The sequence below is a fragment of the Mycobacterium sp. NGS63 genome (assembly GCF_059812295.1).
On record NZ_JCALCJ010000003.1, the window covers coordinates 1 to 22,007 of the forward strand.

At 68.9% G+C, this 22,007-nt stretch carries 27 protein-coding genes; 13 read left to right on the plus strand and 14 right to left on the minus strand.

The features are described 5' to 3' along the window. The 5 genes from AC5Y4Z_RS06775 to AC5Y4Z_RS06795 all read right to left on the minus strand — a co-directional run. The coding region (locus tag AC5Y4Z_RS06775) for an MlaD family protein (RefSeq protein WP_499961914.1) at positions 1 to 313 on the minus strand (313 nt) is incomplete at its 3' end. A 66-nt stretch (positions 314 to 379) separates the two neighbouring features. Further along, positions 380 to 1,000: an Rv1289 family protein gene (locus tag AC5Y4Z_RS06780; RefSeq protein WP_499961917.1), complete on the minus strand. Its 621-nt coding sequence runs from the start codon at positions 998 to 1,000 to the stop codon at positions 380 to 382. 38 nt (positions 1,001 to 1,038) lie between these two features. After that, on the minus strand, positions 1,039 to 1,566 hold the full coding sequence (locus AC5Y4Z_RS06785) for a hypothetical protein (protein WP_499961920.1): 528 nt from the start codon (positions 1,564 to 1,566) through the stop codon (positions 1,039 to 1,041). Between the two features lie 19 nt (positions 1,567 to 1,585). Then, entirely contained in the window at positions 1,586 to 2,584 is a 999-nt protein-coding gene (locus AC5Y4Z_RS06790) for a phosphotransferase family protein (RefSeq protein ID WP_499963258.1), read from the minus strand. 38 nt (positions 2,585 to 2,622) lie between these two features. Continuing rightward, on the minus strand, positions 2,623 to 2,970 hold the full coding sequence (locus AC5Y4Z_RS06795) for a nuclear transport factor 2 family protein (protein ID WP_499961922.1): 348 nt from the start codon (positions 2,968 to 2,970) through the stop codon (positions 2,623 to 2,625). A 101-nt stretch (positions 2,971 to 3,071) separates the two neighbouring features. Here AC5Y4Z_RS06795 and AC5Y4Z_RS06800 point away from each other — a divergent pair, with 101 nt between their 5' ends. After that, positions 3,072 to 4,013, plus strand: coding sequence for a class I SAM-dependent methyltransferase (locus AC5Y4Z_RS06800; protein ID WP_499961924.1), 942 nt, complete (start codon positions 3,072 to 3,074; stop codon positions 4,011 to 4,013). A gap of 1 nt (position 4,014) precedes the next feature. On the opposite strand, the gene AC5Y4Z_RS06805 is transcribed toward AC5Y4Z_RS06800, so the two are convergent. Next, a complete protein-coding gene (locus AC5Y4Z_RS06805; protein ID WP_499961927.1) occupies positions 4,015 to 4,863 on the minus strand; it encodes a hypothetical protein in 849 nt (282 codons plus the stop codon). A 74-nt stretch (positions 4,864 to 4,937) separates the two neighbouring features. Here AC5Y4Z_RS06805 and AC5Y4Z_RS06810 point away from each other — a divergent pair, with 74 nt between their 5' ends. From AC5Y4Z_RS06810 to AC5Y4Z_RS06830, 5 genes are all read left to right on the plus strand, one after another. Then, positions 4,938 to 5,348 carry an MmcQ/YjbR family DNA-binding protein gene (locus tag AC5Y4Z_RS06810; protein ID WP_499961929.1) on the plus strand — a complete coding sequence of 137 codons (411 nt, stop codon included), beginning with the start codon at positions 4,938 to 4,940 and terminating at the stop codon, positions 5,346 to 5,348. 80 nt (positions 5,349 to 5,428) lie between these two features. Beyond that, positions 5,429 to 5,656, plus strand: a complete 228-nt coding sequence (locus AC5Y4Z_RS06815) for a hypothetical protein (protein WP_499961931.1) — start codon at positions 5,429 to 5,431, stop codon at positions 5,654 to 5,656. Between the two features lie 21 nt (positions 5,657 to 5,677). Beyond that, positions 5,678 to 5,833 (plus strand): DUF6131 family protein, encoded by a 156-nt coding sequence (locus tag AC5Y4Z_RS06820; RefSeq protein ID WP_165608027.1) that lies wholly within the window; start codon positions 5,678 to 5,680, stop codon positions 5,831 to 5,833. A 148-nt stretch (positions 5,834 to 5,981) separates the two neighbouring features. Continuing rightward, entirely contained in the window at positions 5,982 to 6,686 is a 705-nt protein-coding gene (tcrX, locus tag AC5Y4Z_RS06825) for a two-component system response regulator TcrX (RefSeq protein WP_297725073.1), read from the plus strand. 46 nt (positions 6,687 to 6,732) lie between these two features. Beyond that, a complete protein-coding gene (locus AC5Y4Z_RS06830) occupies positions 6,733 to 8,235 on the plus strand; it encodes a sensor histidine kinase (RefSeq protein WP_499961936.1) in 1,503 nt (500 codons plus the stop codon). On the opposite strand, the gene AC5Y4Z_RS06835 is transcribed toward AC5Y4Z_RS06830, so the two are convergent. After that, on the minus strand, positions 8,232 to 8,708 hold the full coding sequence (locus tag AC5Y4Z_RS06835; RefSeq protein WP_499961938.1) for a lipoprotein LpqH: 477 nt from the start codon (positions 8,706 to 8,708) through the stop codon (positions 8,232 to 8,234). The two genes, AC5Y4Z_RS06830 and AC5Y4Z_RS06835, sit on opposite strands and share 4 nt — an antisense overlap. 203 nt (positions 8,709 to 8,911) lie before the next feature. Here AC5Y4Z_RS06835 and AC5Y4Z_RS06840 point away from each other — a divergent pair, with 203 nt between their 5' ends. Beyond that, positions 8,912 to 10,786 (plus strand): alkyl/aryl-sulfatase, encoded by a 1,875-nt coding sequence (locus AC5Y4Z_RS06840; RefSeq protein ID WP_499961940.1) that lies wholly within the window; start codon positions 8,912 to 8,914, stop codon positions 10,784 to 10,786. Positions 10,787 to 10,815: 29 nt separating this feature from the next. On the opposite strand, the gene AC5Y4Z_RS06845 is transcribed toward AC5Y4Z_RS06840, so the two are convergent. From AC5Y4Z_RS06845 to AC5Y4Z_RS06870, 6 genes are read right to left on the minus strand one after another with little or no spacing between them, the layout of a single operon-like run. Further along, positions 10,816 to 11,787 (minus strand): NADPH:quinone oxidoreductase family protein, encoded by a 972-nt coding sequence (locus AC5Y4Z_RS06845; RefSeq protein WP_499961942.1) that lies wholly within the window; start codon positions 11,785 to 11,787, stop codon positions 10,816 to 10,818. Further along, on the minus strand, positions 11,787 to 12,410 hold the full coding sequence (locus AC5Y4Z_RS06850) for a TetR/AcrR family transcriptional regulator (protein WP_499961944.1): 624 nt from the start codon (positions 12,408 to 12,410) through the stop codon (positions 11,787 to 11,789). The genes AC5Y4Z_RS06845 and AC5Y4Z_RS06850 overlap by 1 nt, the downstream gene beginning before the upstream one ends. Further along, positions 12,391 to 13,674: an acyl-CoA dehydrogenase family protein gene (locus AC5Y4Z_RS06855; protein WP_499961947.1), complete on the minus strand. Its 1,284-nt coding sequence runs from the start codon at positions 13,672 to 13,674 to the stop codon at positions 12,391 to 12,393. The genes AC5Y4Z_RS06850 and AC5Y4Z_RS06855 overlap by 20 nt, the downstream gene beginning before the upstream one ends. Positions 13,675 to 13,692: 18 nt before the next feature. Beyond that, positions 13,693 to 14,457 carry an SDR family NAD(P)-dependent oxidoreductase gene (locus tag AC5Y4Z_RS06860; protein WP_499961950.1) on the minus strand — a complete coding sequence of 255 codons (765 nt, stop codon included), beginning with the start codon at positions 14,455 to 14,457 and terminating at the stop codon, positions 13,693 to 13,695. 1 nt (position 14,458) lies between these two features. After that, the gene (locus tag AC5Y4Z_RS06865; RefSeq protein WP_499961953.1) at positions 14,459 to 15,490 is read right to left on the minus strand and encodes a phosphotransferase family protein; all 1,032 of its coding nucleotides are present in this window, start codon (positions 15,488 to 15,490) and stop codon (positions 14,459 to 14,461) included. Between the two features lie 53 nt (positions 15,491 to 15,543). Further along, positions 15,544 to 16,188 carry a class I SAM-dependent methyltransferase gene (locus AC5Y4Z_RS06870; protein WP_499961955.1) on the minus strand — a complete coding sequence of 215 codons (645 nt, stop codon included), beginning with the start codon at positions 16,186 to 16,188 and terminating at the stop codon, positions 15,544 to 15,546. A 63-nt stretch (positions 16,189 to 16,251) separates the two neighbouring features. Between AC5Y4Z_RS06870 and AC5Y4Z_RS06875 the strand changes: the two genes are divergently transcribed. Further along, entirely contained in the window at positions 16,252 to 16,860 is a 609-nt protein-coding gene (locus AC5Y4Z_RS06875) for a histidine phosphatase family protein (RefSeq protein WP_499961957.1), read from the plus strand. Positions 16,861 to 16,882: 22 nt separating this feature from the next. Further along, positions 16,883 to 17,935, plus strand: coding sequence for a phosphotransferase family protein (locus AC5Y4Z_RS06880; RefSeq protein WP_499961959.1), 1,053 nt, complete (start codon positions 16,883 to 16,885; stop codon positions 17,933 to 17,935). A gap of 117 nt (positions 17,936 to 18,052) precedes the next feature. On the opposite strand, the gene AC5Y4Z_RS06885 is transcribed toward AC5Y4Z_RS06880, so the two are convergent. Next, positions 18,053 to 18,391, minus strand: a complete 339-nt coding sequence (locus AC5Y4Z_RS06885) for a LapA family protein (RefSeq protein ID WP_499961961.1) — start codon at positions 18,389 to 18,391, stop codon at positions 18,053 to 18,055. Between the two features lie 114 nt (positions 18,392 to 18,505). Between AC5Y4Z_RS06885 and AC5Y4Z_RS06890 the strand changes: the two genes are divergently transcribed. Genes AC5Y4Z_RS06890 through AC5Y4Z_RS06905 form a run of 4 tightly spaced genes read left to right on the plus strand, consistent with a single transcriptional unit; the run spans position 18,506 to position 22,003 of the window. Then, positions 18,506 to 19,459: an ABC transporter substrate-binding protein gene (locus AC5Y4Z_RS06890; protein WP_499961963.1), complete on the plus strand. Its 954-nt coding sequence runs from the start codon at positions 18,506 to 18,508 to the stop codon at positions 19,457 to 19,459. Then, the gene (locus AC5Y4Z_RS06895; RefSeq protein ID WP_499961966.1) at positions 19,456 to 20,547 is read left to right on the plus strand and encodes an ABC transporter ATP-binding protein; all 1,092 of its coding nucleotides are present in this window, start codon (positions 19,456 to 19,458) and stop codon (positions 20,545 to 20,547) included. The genes AC5Y4Z_RS06890 and AC5Y4Z_RS06895 overlap by 4 nt, the downstream gene beginning before the upstream one ends. 2 nt (positions 20,548 to 20,549) lie before the next feature. Beyond that, the gene (locus AC5Y4Z_RS06900; RefSeq protein WP_499961968.1) at positions 20,550 to 21,236 is read left to right on the plus strand and encodes an ABC transporter permease; all 687 of its coding nucleotides are present in this window, start codon (positions 20,550 to 20,552) and stop codon (positions 21,234 to 21,236) included. After that, positions 21,233 to 22,003 (plus strand): ABC transporter permease, encoded by a 771-nt coding sequence (locus AC5Y4Z_RS06905; RefSeq protein WP_499961970.1) that lies wholly within the window; start codon positions 21,233 to 21,235, stop codon positions 22,001 to 22,003. Before AC5Y4Z_RS06900 ends, AC5Y4Z_RS06905 begins: the two co-directional genes overlap by 4 nt. Positions 22,004 to 22,007: the final 4 nt, after the last annotated feature.

Below are 22,007 nucleotides of genomic sequence, written 5' to 3' on the forward strand. Positions count from 1 at the left end.
CCGGGATCAGCGACAGATACCGCGGATACACCTCCAAAACGAACTTGGCCGCCGGCTTGCCGTCCCGCACGACCTCGGAGATGTTGCCCACCCGGCCGATCTCCACTCCGTTATAGGTCACCTTCGAGCCCGGATCCATCACCAACCCGGCACGGGAAGCCACCATCGTCAACGTCGTCTTCGGCGTGAACCCCCCGCGAAATTGCACGAACACCAACACCATGATCACCGCCAGGACGACGAACACGCCGAAGGTGAGCCACCGGTACGGCGGTTCCCGCGACGGGTTGATCCGAGCGGCGAGATTGGTCATGGCGTCTAAATCTAGTGGCTCGCCGCCGGGGACGCGCGCGTCCTGTGCGCGATGCCTTCAGCCGTGTCAGGCCGGCGTCCAGTCCTCCCAGGAGTCGGCGAAGTCGAGAACGGTCTGCGGGATCTGGGCGGTGCCGATGATCTCGCGGAAGTGCTCCTGCCAGCCCCACCACAGGCAGATATGAAAGACGTGCTGGTACCAGCTCAGCTGGTAGCCGTCGGGGATGGTCTCGCCCTTGTTCTCCGGTGAGAACACGGCGACAGCCAGCAGCCCGATCACCGCGGCGGCGGGCAGCTGGATCTTGCCGGTGCTCCAGATCTGCACGGCCAGCGGGCGCGGCCCGGGCGGGGTCAGCTCGAAACCCTCGGGCAGCTCGTCGTCGTGGCCGTGGCACCAGCGGTGCACGCCGTAGAGAACGTCGGCGATGTCGGGGCGGCCGTCGGGCAGATCAGACTTCACCGCGATGGGAAAGCGGCTCTGGTCGAAGTCGACACCCGGCGCGGCCATCACCCGGAAGATGTCCAGCGAGTCACGGACCGTGCGCTTGAACCGGGTCGCGATCCCGAGCTGCGGATAGCGCTTCTTCCCGGTCCCGTCGACGGCGTTGCAGGCGTGGCCCATGGCCGAGTCCCAGTCGCGCCGTTCCCACTGGTCCAGTGATCGCCTGACCGCGTCCCCGACGTCCACGCATGGAGGCTAACCGCGCAGCGCCCGACCTGTCCCGACTATGGGCGTGGTTGGAACGGCCCCCACCGCGGCGGGACGGTCACGGTCTGGGTGACCGTGCTGGTTTCGGTGCTCGGCGCGACGGTCGTCGTCGGGGTGTCCGTGCTGGGCGGGACGGTCGTCGTCGGGGTATCCGTGCTGGGCGGCGGCGCCGTCTCGGTCACGGTTTGTGTCGGCGCCTCGGTCGGCGCGGGCGCGCCTCCGCCGCCGCCGTGGTGGCGGGGCGGCGGCGCCGTCGTGGTCGTGGTCGTCGCCACGGAGGACGACGTGGTCGGGGCGGACGTCGTCGTGGTGGGGGCGGGCGCCGGCGGCCCGGCGACCAACTTGATCACCGCGTACGCCGCGAGCCCGAGCACGATCACCCCGACCGCGCCGGCGGCGACCAACGCCAGCGGGCGGCGGTACCACGGCGTCGGATGCTCGGGTTCGGGCGCGGAACCGTAGTCGCCGTAATCCCCGTAACCGCCGTATCCGGCGGCCTGGGTCGGCTCGGAGTAGAAATCGGGGTTCTCGGGGTGGGGCGGCACGAGGGGAGATGGTAGTCGCTCACGGTTGGTTGTCGATAAGCGTCAGCGCCCGCTCGAACAGATGCACCGTGGCCGCGTGCAGCTGGTCGCCCACCGCCTTCTCGGCCTGGCCTGCGCAGGCCCGGGCCAGCGTGCCCTCGATCACGATGCCCAGCTTGAAGCAGGCCAGCACCGTGTACCAGGTGATGTGCGACAGGTCGCGGGTGGTGTTGGCGGCGTACCGCTGGAATAGATCGTCGGTGCTGGCCAGCCCGTCCTCGCCGCCCAGCGCGTGGCTGAACACGCTGGTGCCGTCGGGCTGGCGCCAGGTGGCAAGCAGCCAGCCCAGGTCCAGCAGCGGGTCACCGATCGTGCACATCTCCCAGTCCACGATGGCGACCACTTCGGGTCCGGTGCGGGAGAACATGACGTTGGCGGCGTGGTAATCGCCGTGCATGATGCCCGGGGTCCAGGCCTGCGGGCGGCCGCGCTCCAGCCAGGACGCGACCTGCTCGATGCCAGGGATGTCGGGCCCCGGGTAGTTCGCGTACTGCCGATAGGAGTCCAGCTCGCCGAGCCAGCGCGGCACCTGGCGCTCCAGAAAGCCGTCGGGTTTGCCGAAGTCGGCCAGGCCGACGGCGACGTGGTCGACGGCGCCGAGCTTGGCGAGCGCGTCGGCCATCGACAGCCCCATCCCGAACCGCACCTTCGGGTCGCCCGCGTGCAACGGCGGCAACCCTTCGCCGGCGTTGAACCCGTCGATCGGTTCCATCAGGTAGAAGACGGCGTCACCGAGCACGGTGGGGTCGTCGCAGGTGGCGATCAGGTGCGGGTGCGGCACGTCGGAGCCGGCCAGCGCCGCAAGGACTTTGGTTTCCCGCAGGATCACGCTGTTGCTGCGTGGGCGCAGGTGCCGCGGCCCGCGCCGCAGCACGTAGGGCCGGCCGGCGCGGGTGAAGCGCAGCATGACGTTCTGTGTGCCGCCGGTAACGGTGGCGACGTCCTCCAGCGGCCCCTCGCCGAGTCCCTGCCCGGACATCCACGCCGCTACGGCGTCGAGGTTGACGTGATTCACGCTCAGCCCTTGGGGTGCGGGGTGTAGCGGACGGTCTGGGCGCGGATCATGCCGTCGCGGAACACGAAGGTGTCGACGCCGTCGTCCACCCGGTTGACCGCCGAATCGGCGGCCCACTCGAGGAACAGCAGGTCGCCCTCGAAGATCTGGTTCTTCAGGTCCCACGCCGCGTCGGGCAGGTCGCCGAGCAGCTTGACGAAGACGCCGCGGACGCCGTCCTTGCCGCGTGCGGCCCCGTCCGGCGTGATCAGCACCGCATCGTCGCCGTAGTCGGCGACGATCCCGTCCAGGTCCCCCGCGGCCAGCGCCTTCCCGTGGTGGGCGAATACTTCCTGCGGCGTACGCGTCATGACAGCAGCCTAGGTCACCGGCGACGCCCGGCAGGCGCCGCCGGAGGCTGGAACAATAGCGAGCGGAACTAACCGACTTCGGGCCTGGAAGGGGCATGGCGATGCCGCGTACCGACGACGATTCCTGGGACATCACCCAAAGCGTGGGAGCCACCGCACTGGGCGTTGCCGCGGCGCGCGCCGCCGAGACCGAGAGCGAGAACCCACTCATCAACGACCCGTTCGCGCGCGTGTTCGTCGACGCCGCGGGCGAGGGCATGTGGAGCATCTACGCCGATCCCAAGCTGCTGGCCAAGGCGGTCGAGCTCGAACCGGACGTGCGCGCCCGCATCCAGCTGATGATCGACTTCATGGCCACGCGCACAGCGTTTTTCGACGAGTTCTTTCTCGGCGCCGCCGACTCCGGCGTTCGGCAGGTGGTGATCCTGGCCGCCGGACTCGACGCACGCACCTGGCGGCTGCCGTGGCCCGACGGCACCGTCGTGTACGAGCTGGACCAGCCCAAGGTGCTGGAATTCAAAGCCAACACGCTGCGCGAGCACGGCGCACAGCCGAAGGCGCGGCTGGTGAACGTGCCCATCGACCTACGCCAGGATTGGCCGAAGGCGCTGCGGGAAGCGGGATTCGACGCGTCGCGACCGGCGGCCTGGTCGGCCGAGGGGCTCGTCCGCTACCTGCCGGCGCAGGCCCAGGACCTGTTGTTCGAGCGCGTGCATTCGCTTAGCGCCGAAGGTAGTTGGCTGGCCTCCAACGTGCCCGGCGAAGGTTTCACCGACCCCGACCTCGTTCGGCGCCAGCGCGAGGACATGCGGCGCATGCGCGCCGCGGCCGCCAAGTTGGTCGACACCGAGATCACGGACTTCGACGACCTCTGGTACCCCGAGGAGCGCACGCCGGTCGACGGCTGGCTGCGCGAGCATGGCTGGGAGGTGTCGACGGCGACCTTCTCCGAGCTGATGGCCCGCTACGGCCGCAGTGCCGCGGAAGGCACCCAGAGCGTGATGCCGCCCACGCTCTACGTGTCCGCGCAGCGGCGACGGTGAATTAGCTTGGGTTGGAGGACGTTCCGGTGCCGGCCCGCTGACTTTCGACGTCATCTTTGATCGCCGCGATCGCGTCGACCGGCGTGAGGTTCTGGCCCTGGCTGTTCTGGCCGAGTTGCGGCCACCCGTCGCCGCCGGGGCCGCGCAACTGGTCCCAGATGTCGCGCACCTTGCTCAACAGCTCGGCCTGCTCGTCGTCGGTGAGTGCCATCAACCATCCTCCGTTCGCGGTGATGCCGCAGGCGGCGGCAAACTGCTGTGGGGTCAGCCCGTCGGCGGAGTTCATGTCGCAGTGCCCGAACGGCGGGCATCCCTGCGGCAGGTTGGGGCTGAAGCCCGTGCCGTCGGTGTATTGGTGTGCGACCTGGCCCGGAAGGTCCGGGTCGGAGCCGTAGCCCGCGCCGATGACCCGCAGGCCCTCGGGCCGCGTCCGCCACATGTTGAAGAAGTCATAAGCGTTGGCGTAACCAATGATTCGAGCGGCAGAGCCGGCATAGTCGGCCAGGTTCCAGTACAGCCCATTGATCCAGCTCGAGCCGTCGCCGGGTGGGTTGCCGCCCGATTCCACGTCGAGCATCAGCGCGACCCGCGGGTGCAGACCGCCGGCGGCATCGATCATCGAGCGCACGGTGTCGGCGTTGGCCAGCCAGTTCGGCCGCACGTAGGTGTAGACGATCCCGAACGTCAGGCGCCCGCTGTCCAAAGCCCGGCCCATCCACGCGTAGTTCGCCGCAAAGTTGTGATCGCGATAGGTGCCGTCGCACACCCGAATCGAAAGCACTCGGTACGGGTACGAATCATTTACGGGCACTTGGTATTCGGAGACGTCAGCGAACAGGGTGTCAGTCACGAATCTCAAACCCCCTTTACCGCAACGTCACTCGCCATGCTACAGACCCGCCCGTGAGCGGTAATGTCACGGGCATGGCTGAGCGGCCTGCCCGGGTGAGCGACGTGCATCGGATCGCGGCATCGATGCCGCACGTCAAGCGTTTGGAGGGCCCGAAAGGCAACTCCATCTACCAGGTGGGCGGAAAGTCGTTCGTCTTCTTCCGCACGCCCCAGCCCGACGCGACCGATCCGGACACCGGCCAGCGCTACGCCGACGTGATCATGCTCTGGGTCGAGTCGGAAAGCGACAAGCTGGCGCTCGTGCAGGACCCCGCGTCGCCTTTCTTCACCACGAGCCACTTCGACGGACACCCCTCGGTGCTGGTGCGGGCGAGTCGCCTCTCGGAGATCACCACGACCGAACTGGCCGAGCTGATCCAGGACGCCTGGCTGTCACGGGCATCGAAGCGGCGGGCCGATGCTTGGCTGGCGGACCATTCCTAGCCACGCAACGTGGTTTAGGCACGAGTCAAATGGGTAAAGCTAGGCGCACGAGAAACCTTCTCGAACACATTGGAGGTCACATGCGTGGTCGCGGAATAGTCAGCGCGATTGTCTTGGTGTGGCTAGTCATAGGAGTCGTCGCCGCGTGGCAGCGAGGCTACTTCAAAAATGACCAATCAAGTTGTGCCTCAGCAGGAACCGTCGCTGTCACGGTGATCGCTGGGCCGTTGAATTACGCGGGAGTCAATCCCAAGGTGAAGGACTGCCATTTGCCCCAACCCAGCTCAATGCAATCGATCACCCTATAACCCTCAGCAAAGGAAGTTGAAATGATCATCTTAGGTATTGTCCTGCTGGTACTGGGATTCATATTCCACATACCTATATTGACCACGATCGGCATCATATTGCTCGTCATCGGTGCCATCCTGTGGATCCTCGGCTCTGTCGGCCGGCCGGTCGCCGGCAGAAGGTATTGGTACTAGTAGCCAGCTGGTACCGGGGCCGCGTGACTGTTCGCCAGTCACGCGGCCTTTTCACAGGACACGCAAAGGATGGCCATAGCGACGCCCCAGTCAGGCGCGGATACTAGAACCTGTGACCCAGCCCCGAGCCTCGGTAGAGCGGGTTGTCATGTGTCGTGCCGACGGCAACCCCATCAACGTCCTCGTCGTCGACGACGAAGCGGTCCTGGCCGAAATGGTGTCCATGGCGCTGCGGTACGAGGGCTGGAACATCTCCACCGCCGGCGACGGGTCGTCGGCCATCGCCGCGGCCAGGGCTCAGCGGCCCGACGTGGTCGTGCTCGACGTCATGCTGCCCGACATGAGCGGGCTCGATGTGCTGCACAAACTGCGCGAGGAGAATCCGCAGCTGCCGGTGCTGCTGCTGACCGCCAAGGATGCGGTGGAAGACCGCATCGCCGGGCTGACCGCCGGCGGCGACGACTACGTGACCAAACCTTTCAGCATCGAAGAGGTGGTGCTGCGGTTGCGGGCCCTGCTGCGCCGTACCGGGGTCACCACCGTGGATAGCGGCGCTCAGCTGGTGGTCGGGGACCTGGTGCTCGACGAGGACAGCCACGAGGTCACGCGCGCGGGAGAGCCAATCTCGTTGACCTCCACCGAGTTCGAGTTGCTGCGATTCATGATGCGCAACTCCAAGCGGGTGCTGAGCAAAGCCCAGATCCTGGACCGGGTGTGGAGCTACGACTTCGGCGGCCGCTCCAACATCGTCGAGCTCTACATCTCCTACCTGCGCAAGAAAATCGACAACGGTCGTGAACCCATGATCCATACGCTGCGCGGCGCCGGGTATGTCCTTAAGCCGGCCCGCTAGGAGCGATCGCAAGCGCGGCGAAGCCGGACGCAGCGGGTCGCGACCGTTGGCCAGGACGCGGCGGGTCTGGTCACTTCGGTTTCGGCTGCTGGCCGGGCAGATCGTCGTGCTCGCCGTGGTTTGCATCGGCATCACCGCGGCGACCGAACTGGCGCTGCTGCACCACCTGGTGGCCCAGCTCGACGGGCAACTCGCCGGCACGTCGTACCGCTCGGCGCTGATGTATCCCGAACCCAAACGTCCGGGCTGGCACCACGAATCGCACTTCTCCTACCCGCGGCCAGGCCCCGGCCCCCGCTTTCTCGACGCCCCGGGGCAGCCCGCGGGCATGGTCGCCGCGGTGATCAGCAAGGGCAAGGCCGTTGACGCCGGATACCTGACCAGCGCCGGTTCGCGCGCCGCGCTGACCCCGACCGCGCAAGCCCAGCTGGAGCGCATCGCCGGCAGCCGCAAGCCGGTGACGCTCGACCTCGACGAACTCGGCCGCTACCGCGTCGTCGCCGCCCCGAGCCGCAGCGGCGGCGACGTCATCGTCACCGGCCTGTCGATGTCGAACGTGGACGCCACGATGATGCGGATGCTGGTCATCCTCGGCGTCGTCACGGTGATTGCTCTGGTCGCGGCCACCACCGCGGGCGTCGTCATCATCAGGCGGGCGCTGGCGCCGCTGCGCCGCGTCGCCCAAACCGCCAGCGAAGTCGTCGAACTCCCGTTGGACCGCGGCGAGGTCGAACTGCCGGTGCGGGTGGCCGAATCCGACGCCAACCCGTCCACCGAGGTGGGTCAATTGGGGTCGGCGCTGAACCGGATGCTCGACCACATCGCGGCGGCCCTGTCGGCGCGGCAGGCCAGCGAGACCCGGGTGCGCCAGTTCGTCGCCGACGCCAGCCACGAATTGCGCACGCCGCTCGCCGCGATCCGCGGCTACACCGAACTCACCCAGCGCATGGGTGACGACCGCGAGGCGGTGGCGCACGCGATGAGCCGGGTGGCCTCCGAGACGGAGCGGATCACGCGGCTGGTCGAGGACCTGCTGCTGCTGGCCCGCCTGGACTCCGGCCGGCCGCTGGAACGCGAAGCGGTGGACCTGTCCCGGTTGGCCGTCGACGCCGTCAGCGACGCGCACGTCGCCGGGCCGGATCACCAGTGGGAGCTCGACCTGCCCGAGGAGCCCGTGGTCGTCACCGGCGACGCGGCGCGCTTGCACCAGGTGTTGACGAATCTGCTTGCCAACGCACGCATTCACACCGCCGCCGGCACCGTGGTGACGACGCGGCTGAGCACCGAGCCCGCGCACAGCGTGCTGCAGGTCATCGACAATGGGCCCGGCATTCCGGCGACGCTTCAATCCGAGGTGTTCGAGCGGTTCGCCCGCGGCGACACCTCGCGCTCGCGCAAGGGCGGCAGCACCGGGCTGGGGCTGGCGATCGTGTCGGCGGTCGTGCGGGCGCACCACGGGACGATCACGGTGGACAGCGCACCGGGTCACACCGAATTCACGGTGCGGTTGCCACTCAACGGGTGGCAACCGCCCGCGTCAACCAGCTAGGAGCAAGTCACGTCGATTTCGAACGGCTTGTTCACCGGCTGCATCGGGTTGGCCATGTCGACACCGGTGGCGGTTCCCTTGATCGTGTACTTGTTGCCGTCCTTGGTCGCGTTGGCGTTGCCCTGGCCGGAGCCCTGCGCGTAGGCGAGCGTCACTCCGTTGACGTTGCCGAGCCCGACGGACTTCACGGTGTTGTCGCCGGTGAGCACGGCGGAGATGCCCGTCGCCGCGCCGCCGATCGCGATCGTCGTGTCGCCGTTCACCGTCGTGCAGACGACCGAGCCGGTCACGTTCTGGTCTTTCCCGTCGATGGTCACCTTCGGGCTTGCTCCGCCGGCGCCGCCGGTGGCGACCGATGTGCCGGCCGAGGAGGTCCCGGACCCGCTCGTAGTCGACTTGTTGCTCGAACACCCGGAAATACCGGCGGCCAGAATTGCTGCTCCGGCCACTGCGACAGTCAGTCCACGCTTCACCTGTTCTCCTAACCCGATCGTTGCGGTCCTCGGCATTGAGAGCCGTCAAGGCAGTATGCGGGTTTGCCTAGCTGCGCAAAAGAGGTTAGGTGAAAAATCTTTTCGAACGCTGAACGCGGCGGCGCGGCGTTTGCCCAATGGCGGATTGGAAATATTATTTCCGTTCGCTCCAGGACGCCGGATTTGGTGGCAATGTAGTAATCGTGGAACACAAACTCCCTACCGCCGTCATCGAATCCGCCCACAGCCGGCACGCCCTGCCGTTCGACGACACCCGCGACTTCGACGACACCGAACGCGGATTCATCGCGGCCCTGTCGCCGTGCGTGATCAAGGCCGCCGACGGCCGCGTGGTGTGGGACAACGACGCCTACTCCTTCCTCGAGGGCGACGCGCCGACGTCCGTGCACCCCAGCCTGTGGCGCCAATCGACTTTGGCCGCCAGGCAGGGTCTCTACGAGGTGGTGCCGGGCATCTATCAGGTCCGCGGCCTCGACATCTCGAACATCACCTTCGTCGAGGGTGACACCGGCATCATCGTCATCGACCCACTGATTTCCACCGAGGTCGCCGCCGCGGCGCTGGACCTGTACCGCACCCACCGCGGCGGCGACCGCCCCGTGGTCGCGGTGATCTACACGCACAGCCACGCCGACCACTTCGGCGGGGTGCTCGGCGTCACCTCGCAGGCCGACGTCGACAGCGGCGCGGTGGCAGTCCTGGCGCCCGAAGGCTTTACCGCGCACGCCGTTCAGGAGAACGTCTATGCCGGCCCGGCGATGCTGCGGCGCGCGACCTACATGTACGGGGTGACGCTGGAGCGCGGGCCGCGTGGCCACGTGGGCTGCGGGCTGGGCCAGGCCACGTCCACCGGCGCGGTCGCCCTCATCGTGCCGACCGTCGACATCCGCGAGACCGGTGAACGGCACACCATCGACGGGGTGGAGATCGAGTTCCAGATGGCGCCGGGGACCGAGGCCCCGGCCGAGATGCACTTCTACTTCCCGCGTTACCGCGCGTTGTGCATGGCCGAGAACGCCACCCACAACCTGCACAACCTGTTGACCCTGCGGGGTGCGCTGGTGCGCGACCCGCACGTCTGGTCGGGCTACCTCACCGAGGCCATCGACACGTTCGCCGACCGCGCCGACGTCGTGTTCGCGTCGCACCATTGGCCCACCTGGGGCCGGGAACGGATCGTCGAATTCCTTTCGCTGCAACGGGATCTGTACGCGTACCTGCACGACCAGACGCTGCGGCTGCTCAACCAGGGCTACACGGGCGTCGAAATCGCCGAGATGTTCCAGCTGCCGCCGGCGCTGGAGCGGGCCTGGCACGCCCATGGGTACTACGGGTCGGTCAGCCACAACGTGAAGGCCGTCTACCAGCGCTACATGGGCTGGTTCGACGGCAACCCCGCGCGGCTGTGGCCCCATCCGCCGGAGGCGCTCGCCCCGCGCTACGTCGACGCCATCGGCGGCATCGACCGCGTCGTCGAGCTCGCCCGGGCCGCGTTCGACTCCGGCGACTACCGTTGGGCCGCAACGCTGCTGGATCACGCCGTGTTCACCGACAGCCAGCACGCCGCGGCGCGCGAGCTGTACGCCGACACGCTCGAACAGCTGGCCTACGGCGCCGAGAACGCCACCTGGCGCAACTTCTTCATGAGCGGGGCGGCCGAGTTGCGCGACGGCAACTTCGGCACGGCGGGTCAGGTCGCCTCGCCGAGCCTGCTTGCCCAGCTGACTCCGGAGCAGATCTTCGACAGCCTCGCGATCCGGGTCAACGGACCGCGCAGCTGGGACCTCGACATCGCCGTCGACATCACCTTCGCCGACGCGGCCACCAACTATCGGCTCACCCTGCGCAACGGCGTGCTGGTGTACCGCCGGGTGGCGGCGGATCCCGCGACTTCCACCGTTACGGTCCAGGCGGACAGCAAGGTTCGGCTGCTGGCGGCGGCGATGGGCGACTTCGCCTCGCCGGGGCTGGAGATACTGGGCGACCAGGCGGCGCTGCAGGCCCTCCTGGATGCGCTCGACGAGCCGGACCCGAACTTCAACATCGTGACGCCCTAGTCGGTTCTGCGTCTTCTCGCGGCCGCTCGTCAGGTGACGTCGATGACGACCTTGCCCAGCACCTTGCGATCGGCCACATGCCTTAGCGCCGCCGCGGTTTCGGCCAGCGGGAACCGCGCGCCGATGTAGGGCCGGACCGTGCCGGCGGCGAACATCTGCCCCAACTCACGGACGTCGCGGGCGGCGTCGTCGGGCCGGTCGGCCATGAACGTGCGGATCTCCATGCCGCGCACCGCGATTCCCTTGAGCAGCACCAGGTTGAGCGGGATCGCGGGGATGGTGCCGGAGGCGTAGCCGAGGGTGACGAACGTCCCGCCGCGGGCCAGCCCCCGCAGCGCGGGCTCCGCATACGCCCCGCCGACGGGGTCGAGGACCACGCGGGCGGCGTCGTCGGTGAGCTCACGGATGCGGGTCTTCAGGTCCTCGCGGTCGTAGTCGACGGTGGCCTCGGCGCCGCGGCGCCGGCACAGCTCGAGCTTTTCGGGGCTGGACGCCGCCGCGAGAACCCGGGCCTTCATAGCCACCGCCAGATCGACGGCCGCCACTCCCACGCCACCCGCGGCGCCCAGCACCACCACCCAATCACCTTGCGCCACTTCGGCGATCGACCGCAGGGCGTGGTAGGCGGTGCGGTAGGTGACGCCGAAGGCGGCGGCCGACGCGAAGTCCGCACCGTCGGGCATGGGCTCCACCGCTCCCGAGTCAAGCAGCGCCTGTTCGGCGAACGCCCCGGTCGGCGTGGTCGCGACCACGCGCTGGCCGGGGCGGAAGCCGGCGCCGTCGCCGACGGCCAGTACCTCGCCGGCCAGCTCGCTGCCCGGGGTGAACGGCACCGGAATCTTGACCTGGTACTTGCCGGCTATCAGCAGCACATCGGGAAAGTTGACGGCCGCGGCGCGCACCCGGACCACCAGCTGACCCGGGCCGGGGACGGGATCGGCGACGTCCTCGACCACCAGGTCGTCGGGTGTGCCGTAGGCGCGGCAGACGACGGCGCGCATCACCCGATTCCCAACCCGCGCAGGCAGAAACCCACCAGGTGCGCGATGTCGCCGGGACCGGGCCGGTCGGCGGATCCCACGTATCGCCGCATGGCCGCCGCGGTGCAGCAGAACACCGCCTCGACGTCGCGATCGACGTCGGCGCTGCCCAGCGCCGCGACGGGCTCGATCAGCAGGTCCCGCAGCGGCCGCATCATCTCCTGGTCGGCCGCACGCCAATTGGTTCCCGCCGACATCTGCCCTGCCGCCGCGCGGGTCATGCTGATCAAGTGCGGGTCGGCGACCTGCGCCAGCGTGCCCTCGATCCAGCGCGCGACCTTGTCACGCGGCAGGGATTCCTTGGCCATCTGGTGCTGCAGGTAGGACACGACGATCCCCACCCCGCGCTCCATGACCGCCAGGATGAGGTCGTCCTTGCCGGCGAAGTAGCGATAGAACGCCTTGTTCGACGAGCCGGCCTCGGCGACGATGTCGCTGACCCGGGGCGCCTCGGGCGCGACGCGCTCCATCACCCGCACCGCCGCGGCCAGGATGCGTTCGACCTCCTCGGTCGCCTCCCGCTGCCGGTCGTCGAGGGCGCGCTCGACGGCCGCGGCGACCCGGCTAGAAGTCAACGAGCTCACCGTATTTGGCGCGGGCCGCCGCGCGCCGGACGTCCAGCATCTCGCTGGGCCAGTCCCCGTCCTCGGCGTCGTAGCCCTTGAGCAGCATCCGCGCCAGGTTGACCTTGTGCGCCTCGGTCGGCCCGTCGGCCAGGCCCAGCGCGATGCCGCCCAGCAGCACGTTGACCAGGGGCAGCTGATCGGTCAGCCCCAGCGCGCCGTGGACCTGAATCGCGCGCAGCGCAATCGACTTGAGCACCTGCGACGCCAAGATCTTGCAGGCGGCGATTTCCGCGCGGGCGCCCCGCTCGTCGCCGTTGTCGATCAGCCAGGCGGCGTGCAGGACGGTCAGCCGGAACGGTATCAGCTCGGTATAGGAGTCGGCGACGAACTCCTGCACCAGTTGCTTGTCGGCCAGCGAACTGCCCTGTGTGAAGCGGCTTTTCGCACGCCGCGACATCATCTCGACGGCGCGCTGCGCCATCCCGATCGAGCGCATCGCGTGGTGCAGCCGCCCACCGGCCAGGCGGGTCTGCAGGATCAGGAAGCCCTGACCGGGCTCACCGAGCAGCGCGTCGGACGGCACCCGCACCTCGTCGTAGCGCACCAGCGAGTGCCCCGGCTCGTGCGGGTCGGCGCCGACGAGGTGGTGGTTGGCCTCCAGGATCAGCCCCGGGGTACCGGCCGGGATGAGGAACGTCGAGGCGCCCTGGTGGACGGGCACGTCGGGGTCGGTGATCGCCACGACGATGAAGAACGAGGCGACCGAGGCGTTGGAGGAGAAGTACTTTCGGCCGCTGATCACCCAGTCGTCGCCGTCGCGAACGGCGCGGGTGGTGAAGACACGCGGGTCGGCGCCCCCCTGCGGCTCGGTCATGGAGAAGCACGAGAAGATCTCCCCGGACAGCAGCCCGGCCAGGTAGCGGTCCTTCTGATCCTGGGTCCCGAACCGCGCGATGATCTCCGCGTTGCCGGTGTCGGGCGCCTGCGTGCCGAACACGATCGGCGCCCAGGGACTGCGGCCGAGGATCTCGTTGATCAGCGTCAGCTTGACCGCGCCGAAACCCTGCCCGCCCAACTCGGGACCCAAATGCGGTGCCCACAGGCCGTTGTCGCGCACCCGCTGCTTGAGCGGATCGACGATGCGGCGCCGCTCGTCGTTGAGCGGCAGGAACTCGCAGCCGCCGAATAGCACCTCGAGGGGTTCTACCTCCTCGCGCACGAACTCGCGGATCCACTCCAGCTTCTTCTCGAACTCCGGCTCGGTGGAGAAGTCCCAAGGCATTCGAATGCTCCTCTGCTGTTAGGGGATGCCGCCGTCGGCGCGCACGATCGATCCGGTGGTGAAGCTCGAGGCGTCGGAGGCGAGAAACAGCGCGGCGCCGACGATTTCGCGCGGATCACCGGCGCGTTGCAATGACAGATGCCCGAACGGCTTGCCCTTGGCCTGGTCGAGGTTCCACGCCTTGCTGACGTCGGTCAGAAAAGGCCCGGCCATCAGCGTGTTGACGCGCACGGCCGGCCCGAAGCCCTTCGCCAGCGCTTCGGTCATGGCGTTGAGCCCGGCCTTGGCCGCGGCGTACGGAATGATGTCGGGGGTCGGTCGGAGCGATCCGGCGGTGCTCACGTTGATGATGGACCCGCGCCCGGCCGCGACCATCCGCTCGCCGACCAACGCGGATAATCGGAAGGGCCCCTTGAGGTTCAGGTTGACCACCGCGTCGAACAGCTTCTCGGTGACGTCGGTCAGCTTGTCGTACAGCGGTGACATGCCGGCGTTGTTGATCAGGGTGTCGACCTTGCCGAAGCGGGCGTAGGTCGCCTCGACCAACCCGTCGAGCTGGTCCCAGCGCCCCACGTGCACCTGGTAGGGCATGGCCGAGCGACCGGTCTCGGCCTCGATCTCCTTGGCCGTGGCCACGCAGTTGTCCATGTTGCGGCTGGCGACCACCACGTCGGCCCCGCACCGCGCGACACCGAACGCCATCTCGCGCCCCAGTCCGCGGCTGCCGCCGGTGATCAGCACCACGTGGCCGGTGAGGTCGAAAAGCCCGTCCGCGTAGCCCATCTCAGCGGGACCTGGCCAGTTCGGCCGCCGTGGCGATGAGCTGCGGGATCATCGCGCCGAAGGCGTCCTTGATCTTGGGATCGACTTTCCCGGTGCGCACCCCGGCCGCGTAGGTCTTCTCCAGCACGATGCCCAGCTTCCAGTTGGCCAGCACCAGGTAGTAGTCGATGTTCTCGGCGGAGAGGCCGCTGACCTGCTCGTAGTGCTCGAGCAGTTCGCTGCGCGTCGGCATGCCTCGCATGTCCAGATAGAAGCCGTCGGCGCGCGATTCCTCGCCGTCATAGCCCAGCAGCGCCCACGCCAGGTCCAGCAGCGGATCGCCGACCGTCGTCATCTCCCAGTCCACGATCGCGGCCAGTCGCGCCGGCTCCCCGCGCGCGAACATCACGTTGGCGAACTGGTAGTCGCCGTGCATGATCCCCGGCCGGTAGCTCGCGGGCCGGTTGTTGCGCAGCCAGTCGGCGGCCTCGTCGAGCCCGGGCAGCTCGCGCACCTTGTAGGCGTCGAGGAATTTCAGCCACCGATCGACCTGTCGCTCGTGGAAGCCGTCCGGGCGGCCGAAGCCCTCGAGCCCCTGCGCGCGCCAGTCGACCCGGCCCAGCTTGGCCGCGCCCTCGACGAGTTGGAACGCCAGCCCGCGCCGGGCGGCCAGGTCGGTGTCGAACGGCGCCGGCCACCCGCCGTCCATCGGGCTCCAGCCGTCGATCGCCTGCATGACGTAGAACGGCAGGCCGAGCACGTCGCCGGTGTCGTCGGCGGCGATCAGCGCCGCGTGCGGCACGTCGGTGCCCGACAGGGCGCGCACCAGCCGGATCTCCCGCAGCAGCCCGTCGATGCGGGCCGCGTCGGCGCGCGCGCCGGGCATCCGCAGCACCATGCGCTCGCCGCCCCGCTCGATCAGATACAGGGTGTTCTGCGAACCGCCCTTCAGCTGTTCGGTGACCGGCTGTTCGCCGCCGCCCGGCGCGCCGTTCGCGTCGAGCCAGCGGCCAAGAATGCCCGGGTCAAGGTGGGTCTCGCTGACACTGGTCATAGGCTTGCACACCCCGCTCTCCGCGTGGAGAATAGCATTCTCCACGGACCCGGTCACGGCTTGTGCGCGCTGAGCAGGAAACCCGGCGCCATGAAGTGGCCTTCGCCGTCGTATTCGACGTTCGGCGGCGCACCGCCGACGGCGTTGCCGTACACCTTTGCGGGACGGACGTCGTCGACCCGCCACAGCTCCGCGACGGCGTCGTGCAGCTCGGTTTCGGTGAAGCCGCGCGGCCCGTCTTCCCGGTCGCCCAGTGCGCCGGCCGCGAACGCCAGGATGTAGAGCGCGGCCCCCGGCGCGGCGGCGCGAAGGATCGAGCGCAGGTAGTCCTGGCGGCCCTCGGGCGGGAGCGCGTGCAACAGCCCGCTGTCGAGGATCGTCGAGAACCGGTCGTCGTAGCCGCGAAAGGTGGTGACGTCGGCCTGCGCGAAAGTCACTGTGGTCAAGCCTTGTTCGGCGGCCGCCGCCGCGGCGGCCTCGACCGCGGTGGCGCTGGCGTCCAGCCCGACGACGGTGTGGCCGCGCGCGGCGAGGGCGAGCGACAGGGCGGCATGGCCGCAGCCGGCGTCCAGGACATCGCTGCGGATCTTGCCCTGCTCGATCAGCGCGCCCAGCTCGGGCTGGGGCCGGCCGATGCTCCACGGGGGCGGCGCCTGTTGCCGGTAGGCGGCGTCCCAATCCCTGGCCGGCTGGGCCATCTCTGCTCCTGCGGGGCGCGATGAGAAACTTGCCACGCCCACCATCCGACGACGGGAACGAACATGCAAGTGCTGCTGGTCCGGCATGCGCTACCGCTGCGCAGCGAACACGGCGAGGGCTCCGACCCCGAACTGTCCGAGGAGGGGCGGGCGCAGGTGAAGCGGCTGCCCGAGGCGCTGGCCAGGTTCCCCATTGCGCGGGTGGTCAGCAGCCCGCAGCGCCGCGCCATCCAGACCGCCGAACCCGTCGCGGCCGCCCGGGGGCTGGGCGTCGAGGTCGACGAGCGATTCGCCGAATACGACCGCGACCTGCCCGTGTACATCCCCGTCGAACAGATCAAGGCGGAAAAACCCGAGGAGTGGGCCCGGATGGCCCAGGGGCACCTGCCCAGCGCCGTCGACGAGGACGCGTTTCTCGCCCGCGTCCGCGCTGCCGTCGACGACGTCGTCGCCGCCGCCGATCCCGACGAAACCGTCGCGGTGTTCAGCCACGGCGGGGTCATCAACGTCCTGCTGCACGAGATCCTGGGGACCAGGCGGTTGCTGTCCTTTCCCGTCGACTACGCGTCGGTGACCCGGCTGCTGTTCTCGCGCACCGGCGAGGCGACGGTGGCGGGGGTCAACGGGGTCGAGCACGTGTGGGACCTGTTGCCCCGAAATCAGCGGTGGTGAGGCCGGTGGTAAATAAGTTCGGGTGACTTCAGTTGACCGCCTCGACGGGCTCGACCTGGCCGCGCTGGACCGATACCTACGCTCGCTCGGGATCGGACGCGACGGCGAGCTGCGGGGCGAGTTCATCTCCGGTGGCCGCTCGAACCTGACGTTCCGGGTGTACGACGACGCGACCAGCTGGCTGGTGCGCCGCCCGCCGCTGCACGGGCTGACGCCGTCGGCGCACGACATGGCCCGCGAATACAAGGTGGTCGCCGCGCTATACGACACCCCGGTGCCGGTGGCCCGCGCGATCGCATTGTGCGAGGACGAGTCGGTGTTGGGCGCACCGTTTCAGATCGTCGAATTCGTTGCCGGACAGGTGGTGCGCCGGCGTGCGCAGCTCGAATCGTTCAGCCACACCGTCATTGATGGCTGCGTCGACTCCCTGATCCGGGTGCTCGTCGATCTGCACAGCGTCGATCCGAACGCCGTGGGGCTGGCCGACTTTGGCAAGCCCAGCGGTTATCTGGAGCGCCAGGTGCGCCGCTGGGGTTCGCAGTGGGAGCTGGTGCGGCTGCCCGAGGACCACCGCGACGCCGACGTCGAGCGGCTGCATTCGGGCCTGCGCCAGTCGATTCCGGAGCAGAGCCGGACGTCGATCGTGCACGGCGACTACCGGATCGATAACACCATCCTGGACGCCGACGATCCGACGCGGGTCCGCGCCGTCGTGGACTGGGAGCTGTCGACCCTGGGCGACCCGCTGTCCGATGCGGCGCTGATGTGCGTCTACCGCGACCCCGCCCTGGACCTGATCGTCAACGCGCAGGCGGCGTGGACGTCGCCGCTGCTGCCGACGGCCGACGAGCTGGCCGACCGCTACTCGCTGGTGGCCGGGCTGCCGCTGGCGCACTGGGAGTTCTACATGGCGCTGGCGTATTTCAAGCTCGCGATCATCGCCGCCGGCATCGACTTCCGCCGGCGGATGTCGGATCTGGCTCAGGGCAAGGGCGACACCTCGGAGCACCAGCCCGAGGTCGTGGCGCCGTTGATCTCCCGCGGATTGGCGGAGCTGGCCAAGCTGCCCGGCTGAGCGCATCGATTGTGAACCCAGGGCTTTGATTGTGAGCCAGTGGCGGTGATCCGGCGACTTTTGCGCCCAGGATGCACACCCGAAGCCCAGGATTCACACCCAAACCCGCGCAAGTCCTTAGCGTGGAACCGCCGTGTGAGTCTTCTTCGCGGCCCGGCGTAGCTGCAGGATCCGCGCGGTGCCCGCCGCCACGGTGATCAAGCCGCCGACCACCGCCGACAGCAGGATCGCCACGCCCAGCGGCAGCGTCCAGTGCCAGCCGAGGAACGCAAACCGCGCCGAATCCGTGTTCTGAGCGATGAAGATCAGCAACAGGATCAGGATCAGGAAGCCGGCGATCAGTGAAGTCCACAGGGCGCCGGCGCGGGTGAACCCGACGGCGGGGTCCTTGGGTGTCGCGCCGGCACGGGAAGCGGGGGGATGCGGGTCGGGCGAGGCAGGGGATTGGCCGCTCATAGTGTCATCTTTGACCCATCCAGCGCAGATTGAAACAATTCCGGCCAAAACGCCACCGCCGACCTGCCGCGCCGACCTCGGCGCGGCGGCCGTTGTGCCGTTAGTGTCGGCGGTATGAGGATGCTGCCGCGCGTGCATCGCGCGACCGTCCACGTGGCCGTGTGGCTGGCGACGCTATGTCTGGTCGTGTCCTGCAGCAACGCCGATCCGCTGGGCGCGGAGACCCGCAGCCCCAAATCCATCGTCGTGGGTTCCGGCGACTTCCCCGAATCGGAGATCGTCGCCGAAATCTACGCACAAGCGTTGCAGGCCAACGGCTTCGAAGTCGGACGTCGGATGGGAGTCGGCAGCAGGGAGACGTATATCCCTGCGCTCAAAGATCATTCCATCGACCTGGTGCCCGAGTACATCGGTAACCTGCTGCTGTACTTCGCGCCCGACGCCACGGTGACCATGCTCGACGCGGTCGAGCTCGAGCTGTACAAGAAGCTGCCCGGTGACCTGTCGATCCTGACGCCGTCGCCGGCTTCCGACACCGACACCGTCACCGTCACCAGCAACGTCGCCAACGACTGGAACCTGAAAACCATCGCCGACCTGGCGGCGCACTCGCCGGACGTGCGATTCGGGGCACCCTCGGCGTTCGAGAACCGCCCGTCGGGGCTGCCGGGCCTGCGGCAGAAGTACGGGCTCACCATCAGCCCGGGCAACTTCATCGTCATCAACGACGGCGGCGGGGCGGTGACGGTGCGCGCGCTGGTCGAGGGCAGGGTGACGGCCGCCAACGTCTTCAGCACCTCGCCGGCAATCCCGCAGAATCATCTGGTGGCGCTCGAGGACCCGGAGCACAACTTCTTGGCCGGAAACATTGTGCCGCTGGTGAATTCGCAGAAGAAGTCCGACCGGCTCAAGGACGTGCTGGACGCCGTGTCGGCTAAGCTGACGACGGCCGGCCTGGCCGCGCTCAACGCCGCGGTGTCGGGCAACTCCGGCATCGATCCCGACGAGGCCGCACGAAACTGGGTGCGCGACAACGGCTTCAACCACCCGATCGGCCAACCGCGTTGATCGTCTTCGACAATGTCAGCAAGGTATTTGCCGACGGCACCGCCGCGGTGGACCGGCTGAGCCTGACGGTTCCCAACGGGGAGTTGACGGTGTTCGTCGGGTCCTCGGGCAGCGGCAAGACCACGGCGCTGCGGATGATCAACCGGATGATCGAGCCCACCTCGGGCACCATCACCGTCGACGGTGCCGACGTGGCGGGCGTCAACCCGGTGCGGCTGCGCCTGGGGATCGGCTATGTCATCCAACACGCCGGGCTGATGCCGCACCAACGCGTGATCGACAACGTCGCAACGGTTCCGGTGCTGAAGGGGCAGTCCCGCCGGGCCGCCCGCAGGGCCGCCTACGCCGTGCTCGAACGCGTCGGGCTGGACGCCAGGATCGCCACCCGCTACCCGGCCCAGCTCTCCGGCGGCGAACAACAACGCGTCGGCGTGGCGCGCGCGCTGGCCGCCGACCCGCCGATCCTGTTGATGGACGAGCCCTTCTCCGCAGTCGACCCGGTGGTGCGTGTCGAGCTGCAGAACGAAATCCTGCGTCTGCAAAGCGAATTGCACAAGACCACCGTCTTCGTCACGCACGACATCGACGAGGCGCTCAAGCTCGCCGACCGGGTGGCGGTGTTCCGCGGCGGCGTGCTGCAGCAGTACGACGAACCCGCGCGGTTGCTGTCGCGCCCGGCCAACGACTTCGTGGCCCGGTTCATCGGTCTGGGACGCGGCTATCGATGGCTGCAACTCATGGACGCCGCGGGGCTGCCGCGCCACGACGTCGAGCGGATCGCGCGGGACGCCCTGCCCGACACCGGTTTCCCGGACGGCTGGGCGCTCGTGGTTGACGACGCCGGCGCCCCGCTGGGATGGATCGACGCCGACGGCCTGCGCCGCTACCGCGCCGGGGCATCGCTGTCCGACGCCATGAGCGGCGTCGGCTCGCTGTTTCACCCGGACGGCAACCTCAGCCACGCGCTCGACGCGGCGCTGTCGTCGCCGTCGGGGGTGGGCGTCGCGGTCGACGATGGCGGCAAGGTCATCGGCGGCGTGCTGGCCGAAGACGTGCTGGCCGAGGTGGAAGCCCGACGGCGGAGTTGACCATGCACTACCTGCTGACCCACCTCGACGACGCCTGGGCGCTGACCGTGATCCATCTGCGGCTGTCGCTGGTGCCGGTGCTGATCGGGCTGGCGATCTCGGTGCCGCTGGGCGTGCTGGTGCAGCGCGTCCCGGTCGCGCGGCGGCTGACGACGGCGACCGCCAGCGTGGTCTTCACCGTCCCGTCGCTGGCGCTGTTCGTGGTGTTGCCGATGATCATCGGGACCCGGATCCTCGACGAGGCCAACGTCATCGTCGCGCTGACGGCGTACACCGCCGCGCTGCTGGTGCGGGCCGTGCTCGAGGCGCTCGACGCGGTGCCCGCCCAGGTGCGCGACGCCGCCACCGCGATCGGCTACCCGGCGCTCAAACGGATGCTGAAAGTCGAACTGCCGCTGTCCATCCCGGTGCTGATCGCCGGATTGCGCGTGGTGGTGGTGACCAACATCGCGATGGTCTCGGTGGGGTCGGTAATCGGCATCGGCGGCCTGGGCACCTGGTTCACCGAGGGCTACCAGACCGACAAGAGCGACCAGATCGTCGCCGGCATCGTCGCGCTGTTCGTGCTTGCGGTGCTCATCGACGCGCTCATCGTGCTGGCCGGGCGGCTGGCCACGCCCTGGGAGCGCGCCGGGCGCGGCACCGCGCGCCGCGCGGTGGTGGCTCCCGTCGTCGGGGGCGCGCGATGAACTTCGTCCAACAGGCGCTGTCCTACCTGCTGACCGCGGACAACTGGGCCGGCCCGGTCGGGCTGGCCGCGCGCGTCCTCGAACACCTGGAGTACACCGCCGTCGCGGTGGGGGCGTCGGCGCTGATCGCGGTCCCCGTCGGGCTGGTGATCGGGCACACCGGTCGCGGCGCGCTGCTGGTGGTCGGCGCGGTCAACGGGCTGCGCGCCCTGCCGACGCTGGGCGTGCTGCTGCTGGGGGTGCTGCTGTTCGGGCTCGGGGTAGGGCCGCCGCTGGTCGCGCTGATGTTGCTGGGTGTGCCGTCGCTGCTGGCCGGCACCTATGCGGGCATCGCCAACGTCGAGCCCACGGTCGTCGACGCCGCGCGCGCCATGGGCATGACGGAGGCCCAGGTGCTGCTGCGCGCCGAGGTGCCCAACGCGCTCCCGCTGATGCTGGGCGGCCTGCGCAGCGCGACCCTGCAGGTGGTCGCCACCGCGACGGTGGCCGCCTATGCGAGCCTCGGCGGGCTGGGCCGCTACCTGATCGACGGGATCAAGGAGCGCCAGTTCCAGCTCGCGCTGGTCGGTGCGCTGATGGTGGCCGCGCTGGCGCTGATCCTCGACGGCCTGCTGGCGCTGGCCGTGTGGGCGTCGGCACCCGGCACCGGGCGATTGCGGGGCCGATCCCGCGGCCCGTTGTGGGGGTTCACCGGGCGGCGCGGCCGCGTGACGCCCACCGCACTTCCGGACAACCCCACCGCCACCGACGGCCACGTCTTACGGTAGATAC

Bases quoted from the DNA above. Each gene is read 5' to 3' on its own strand.
- AC5Y4Z_RS06845 (WP_499961942.1), bottom strand. From the start codon at position 11,787: ATGCGCGCCGTCGTCTGCCGCGCCTACGGCACACCCGACGACCTGGTG.
- AC5Y4Z_RS06865 (WP_499961953.1), bottom strand. From the start codon at position 15,490: ATGACCAGTGTCAGCGAGACCCACCTTGACCCGGGCATTCTTGGCCGC.
- AC5Y4Z_RS06890 (WP_499961963.1), top strand. From the start codon at position 18,506: ATGAGGATGCTGCCGCGCGTGCATCGCGCGACCGTCCACGTGGCCGTG.
- AC5Y4Z_RS06820 (WP_165608027.1), top strand. From the start codon at position 5,678: ATGATCATCTTAGGTATTGTCCTGCTGGTACTGGGATTCATATTCCAC.
- AC5Y4Z_RS06905 (WP_499961970.1), top strand. From the start codon at position 21,233: ATGAACTTCGTCCAACAGGCGCTGTCCTACCTGCTGACCGCGGACAAC.
- tcrX (WP_297725073.1), top strand. From the start codon at position 5,982: ATGTGTCGTGCCGACGGCAACCCCATCAACGTCCTCGTCGTCGACGAC.
- AC5Y4Z_RS06855 (WP_499961947.1), bottom strand. From the start codon at position 13,674: ATGCCTTGGGACTTCTCCACCGAGCCGGAGTTCGAGAAGAAGCTGGAG.
- AC5Y4Z_RS06810 (WP_499961929.1), top strand. From the start codon at position 4,938: ATGGCTGAGCGGCCTGCCCGGGTGAGCGACGTGCATCGGATCGCGGCA.
- AC5Y4Z_RS06860 (WP_499961950.1), bottom strand. From the start codon at position 14,457: ATGGGCTACGCGGACGGGCTTTTCGACCTCACCGGCCACGTGGTGCTG.
- AC5Y4Z_RS06875 (WP_499961957.1), top strand. From the start codon at position 16,252: ATGCAAGTGCTGCTGGTCCGGCATGCGCTACCGCTGCGCAGCGAACAC.
- AC5Y4Z_RS06800 (WP_499961924.1), top strand. From the start codon at position 3,072: ATGCCGCGTACCGACGACGATTCCTGGGACATCACCCAAAGCGTGGGA.
- AC5Y4Z_RS06900 (WP_499961968.1), top strand. From the start codon at position 20,550: ATGCACTACCTGCTGACCCACCTCGACGACGCCTGGGCGCTGACCGTG.
- AC5Y4Z_RS06885 (WP_499961961.1), bottom strand. From the start codon at position 18,391: ATGAGCGGCCAATCCCCTGCCTCGCCCGACCCGCATCCCCCCGCTTCC.
- AC5Y4Z_RS06870 (WP_499961955.1), bottom strand. From the start codon at position 16,188: ATGGCCCAGCCGGCCAGGGATTGGGACGCCGCCTACCGGCAACAGGCG.
- AC5Y4Z_RS06815 (WP_499961931.1), top strand. From the start codon at position 5,429: ATGCGTGGTCGCGGAATAGTCAGCGCGATTGTCTTGGTGTGGCTAGTC.
- AC5Y4Z_RS06790 (WP_499963258.1), bottom strand. From the start codon at position 2,584: ATGTCCGGGCAGGGACTCGGCGAGGGGCCGCTGGAGGACGTCGCCACC.
- AC5Y4Z_RS06795 (WP_499961922.1), bottom strand. From the start codon at position 2,970: ATGACGCGTACGCCGCAGGAAGTATTCGCCCACCACGGGAAGGCGCTG.